4 protein-coding genes are annotated in these 4,318 nt (G+C 53.2%); 1 reads left to right on the forward strand and 3 read right to left on the reverse strand.

Annotated elements, in window-relative coordinates; all coding sequences use genetic code 11:
• Positions 1-452: 452 nt before the first annotated feature.
• From WIH05_RS00490 to WIH05_RS00500, 3 genes are all read right to left on the reverse strand, one after another.
• Positions 453-1,355, reverse strand: a complete 903-nt coding sequence (locus WIH05_RS00490; protein ID WP_022272517.1) for a radical SAM protein — start codon at positions 1,353-1,355, stop codon at positions 453-455.
• Positions 1,356-1,487: 132 nt separating this feature from the next.
• On the reverse strand, positions 1,488-1,670 hold the full coding sequence (locus tag WIH05_RS00495; protein WP_022272516.1) for a hypothetical protein: 183 nt from the start codon (positions 1,668-1,670) through the stop codon (positions 1,488-1,490).
• 43 nt (positions 1,671-1,713) lie between these two features.
• Positions 1,714-2,208, reverse strand: coding sequence for a DNA-deoxyinosine glycosylase (locus tag WIH05_RS00500; RefSeq protein ID WP_022272515.1), 495 nt, complete (start codon positions 2,206-2,208; stop codon positions 1,714-1,716).
• 195 nt (positions 2,209-2,403) lie between these two features.
• Here WIH05_RS00500 and ftsH point away from each other — a divergent pair.
• Positions 2,404-4,318, forward strand: a 1,915-nt coding sequence (gene ftsH, locus WIH05_RS00505; protein ID WP_337424818.1) for an ATP-dependent zinc metalloprotease FtsH, incomplete at its 3' end; no start/stop codon positions are given.

The raw sequence follows: 4,318 nt of genomic DNA on the forward strand, positions 1-4,318 counted from the left end.
TCAAAAACAAAGAGAAACAAAAATCCTTAAAAAAGATTTCAAAACTCTTTGGAGAAGGAAATCCAAAAAAGATTCCTATCTCGAAATGAACGTCCAAATCTAAGCAAAGGAGGTACGGACCACCGAAGACTTAAATCTCGTTTAGCTTTTATAAAAAAATAAAAGTCTAAACATAGGAAAACCACAAAACCGGAACAAACGGATCATAAAAGGTTATCTGATATTACTTAAAGATATGACGAGAAAGTATCAATAAGAAAAATACAATAATCGATATGAAAAAGAAAAAATGACAGAAGAAAAAAATTCGAAAAACCGGTGGAGTGAAGGAAGAAAATTTAATATAGATAAAAAACTCGAAAGTGAGGATCGTCCAATGGACAACGAAATGTAGAGTGGGTATCGGGAGAATCAGTAAGTGACTTTTTCGGTACCCACTAAATTTTTGCATGTCAGATCCCGCTCAGATCAAAGGGCGGGGTGTATTCTTCTTTTGCACTGCTTTTTTCCTGCATATATCCGTCTGTAAGCCCAAGTTCGATGGCAGTATCCACGACCTTCTGATATTCATAGGTGGTGATCCGGCGGCGGATCTCCGGATACTGGCTGCTTTTATAAAACGGCGTATACTGGCTCAGTATACTTAAAAGGAACTGTCCTGGAGGCAGCTCTTCCTTTATCCAGTGAAGGAGCCGGATGGAGTCCTCCTTTGCTCCGGGAAGGACCATGTGGCGGATCACTACGCCTTTTTTTAAAAGTCCCGGGTTTTCCGGGTCCCAGGCCAGCCCGCCGGATACGCGGATCATTTCCTTTATGGCTTTGGAGGCCATGGAGAAATAGTTTTGGGCTGCCGAGTATTTTTCAGACAGGCTGCTGTCATAATATTTAAGATCCGGAAGCCAGATGTCGATGCAATCGGAAAACTCCCGGATGGTTTCAGTCCGCTCATAGCCGCCGCTGTTATAGACCACGGGGATGTGAAGCTCTGGCCGCGCCAGCTCCAGGGCCTGGCGGATGGATGGGAGATACTGGGTGGCCGTCACCAGGTTGATGTTGTGGGCGCCCTTTTCCTGGAGCTCCAGGAAGATTTCAGCGAGCCGGGCTGTGGAAATTTCTTTTCCGAAATTTTCATGGCTCAGAGGATAGTTCTGGCAGAAAACGCATTTTAGGGTACAGCCGGAAAAGAATACGGTCCCGCTGCCGGCTGTGCCGCTGATGCACGGCTCCTCCCACTGGTGAAGGGCTGCCCGGGCGGCTTTGATCTGGTGGGAAGCGCCGCAGAAGCCAGGGGCCTTGGTCCGGTCGGCCCCGCACATCCTGGGGCACAGGGTACAGGATTCATAATTCATGGACATGGGGATGTCACCTCATTTTATGTAGATTCTGCCAGATCCGGGAGGCTGCCTGGGGCAGCTTTTCTGGTCTGGCAGTGGGCCGGGGATGCAGGCCAGGGGCCGTCTCCGGTTTCTGGTCGGGCAGTGGGATAGTTATTCCTCCGGGTCACTCACATGCTCCGGAAGGAACTGATACAGATCGTTATAGTGCTCCACCTCTGCAAAGGACTGGGGCAGGGACGGGATCAGTCCGGTGCAGTCCATGGCGGAGCAGGACTGGATATCCACGTCGTATTCGTCTTTGTTTTCCACCTTTTTTCCAGGCTTCTGGTCCATGTGTATCACCTCCGCAGCTTATTGTTCCGCGGATCCTGGCGGTTTATGCATGGAGGCTGTCCCGGATCACTGCCCATTCCCGGATCAGCCGGTCTAAGGACCAGGCGGCGTTGGCCGGGCTGGTGGAGGGAAGGCGGACGGCTGCCCGGCCGGTCCGGGGCTCCTGGTATTTTTTATAATATTGGAAGGAAGCGCCTCCGTTGCAGAAGATCCGGGAGATATCTGCGGCTGAAAGGATCCCGGAAAGGTCGTTGGGGACCACATTTTTTATGGTGCTGTCGCTGGAGCCTTCGATGGTACAGGAGGCGATCACGTCCCAGAGAGCGATGCGGTGCTTTAACAGGAATATTTTCTTTTCCTCAATGGAGCCGGGCACCGGTTCCTCAAGGACTCCGGCCAGTACCTTCCAGAAACGGTTCTGGGGATGATGATAAAAAAACAGGCCCTCCCGGGATTTGACCGATGGAAAAGAGCCCAGGATCAGGATCCTGGAGGAAGCGTCAAAAAGGGGAGGAATGGGGTGGGTCACAGTTTCCATGGAACAGGCCTCCGTATGAGATGGCGGTTTTTATGTGTCTTTGTAGAGTATGGCAAAAATAAAGGATTTTGTCAAAGAAAAGTTTAAATTTATCTTTTTTTTATTGCTATCTGGGGAAACTCAACTTATAATGGTCTAAGTATCGGGGTGCCATGTCCGAAGGATATAGTTATAGAAAAAGTGGAGAAAGACAGAATGGATAACAACAATCAGAACAGAAATAATGGAAAGAGGCCGGGAGGCCCGGGGATCTGGGTCATGGTGATCGTCCTGTGCATCACGCTGGCGGTGGTCAGCATGATGAACTCTGCCCTGAAAAAGAGCCAGAGCCAGGAGGTCAGCTATGACGAGTTTGTCCGGATGATCGAGGACGGAGAGGTGGAGGCGGTCCGGGAGTCGGGCAGCCGGCTGGTGATCGTGCCAAAGAGCAGCTCCACCCAGTATTCCAGGCTGATCCAGTATTATACGGTCCGGGTCCAGGATCTGAAACTGACGGACCGGCTTCTGGAAAGCGGTGTGCGCTTCGAGGGAGAGGACACCAGCGCCAGCTCCAGCATCATCAATTTCATCGTTGGGTGGGTGCTGCCGTCGGTGCTGATGATCGGACTGCTGTATATGATGTTCAGCCGTATGGGCGGCGGAGGCGGCATCATGGGCGTTGGAAAGAGCAACGCCAAGGTTTACGTCCAGAAGGAGACCGGCGTGACCTTTGCCGACGTGGCCGGTGAAGACGAGGCCAAGGAGTCTCTGGTGGAGATCGTGGATTTCCTCCATAATCCCCAGAAATACACAAAGATCGGCGCCAAGCTCCCCAAGGGAGCCCTTTTGGTGGGCCCTCCGGGAACGGGTAAGACGCTGCTTGCCAAGGCGGTGGCCGGAGAAGCCCAGGTGCCGTTTTATTCCCTGTCCGGTTCGGACTTTGTGGAAATGTTCGTGGGCGTGGGAGCGTCCCGTGTCCGGGACCTGTTCAAGCAGGCCCAGCAGTCGGCTCCCTGTATCATCTTTATTGACGAGATCGACGCCATCGGACGGAGCCGTGATTCCAGGTTTGGCGGAAACGACGAGAGAGAGCAGACCTTAAACCAGCTCCTTTCTGAAATGGACGGCTTTGATTCCTCCAAGGGCCTTCTGGTGATGGCGGCTACCAACCGGCCGGAGATTCTGGACCCGGCACTCTTAAGACCGGGACGGTTTGACCGCCGTGTCATTGTGGATAAGCCGGATCTGAAGGGCCGTGTGAATATCTTAAAGGTCCATTCTAAGGACGTGCGGCTGGATGAGACCGTGGACTTTGAAGAAATCGCCCTGGCCACCTCCGGAGCCGTGGGCGCGGATCTGGCCAATATGATGAACGAGGCGGCCATCAACGCCGTTAAGCACGGGCGCCAGGCCGTATGCCAGAAGGATCTTTTTGAGGCGGTGGAGCTGGTGCTTGTGGGTAAGGAAAAGAAGGACCGGATCTTAAGTAAGGAAGAAAGACGGATCGTATCCTACCATGAGGTGGGCCACGCTCTGGTGACGGCTCTCCAGAAGGATGCGGAGCCGGTGCAGAAGATCACCATCGTGCCCAGGACCATGGGCGCACTGGGCTATGTGATGCAGGTGCCGGAGGAAGAGAAATTCTTAAATACGAAAAAAGAGCTGGAGGCCATGCTGGTGGTATCCCTGGCCGGCCGGGCAGCGGAGGAGATCGTGTTCGATACGGTGACCACGGGAGCTGCCAATGATATCGAGCAGGCCACCAGGATCGCCAGGGCCATGGTGACCCAGTACGGAATGTCGGAGAAATTTGGACTCATGGGCCTTGCCACCCAGGAAAACCAGTATCTGACGGGCCGTACCGTATTGAACTGCGGCGACGCCACGGCGGCGGAGATCGACGTGGAAGTGATGCGGATGTTAAAGGGCGCATACGCGGAGGCGAAACGGCTCCTTTCGGAAAACCGGGACGCTTTGGATAAGATCGCGGATTTCCTGATCGAAAAGGAGACCATCACTGGTAAGGAATTCATGAAGATTTTCCGCCAGGTGAAGGGGATCCCGGAACCGGAGGAGGAGATCCGGCCCGAGAAAAAACGCATGGGAGGCGCTCCTGTGGATCCGGCGGCCA

The organism is Alitiscatomonas sp., from assembly GCF_037242085.1.
Classification (GTDB): Bacteria; Bacillota; Clostridia; order Lachnospirales; family Lachnospiraceae; genus Alitiscatomonas; species Alitiscatomonas aceti.

What these genes read in the sequence shown, in the direction of transcription:
- WIH05_RS00495 (WP_022272516.1), bottom strand. Translation starts at nt 1,670, where the DNA reads ATGGACCAGAAGCCTGGAAAAAAGGTGGAAAACAAAGACGAATACGAC.
- WIH05_RS00500 (WP_022272515.1), bottom strand. Translation starts at nt 2,208, where the DNA reads ATGGAAACTGTGACCCACCCCATTCCTCCCCTTTTTGACGCTTCCTCC.
- WIH05_RS00490 (WP_022272517.1), bottom strand. Translation starts at nt 1,355, where the DNA reads ATGTCCATGAATTATGAATCCTGTACCCTGTGCCCCAGGATGTGCGGG.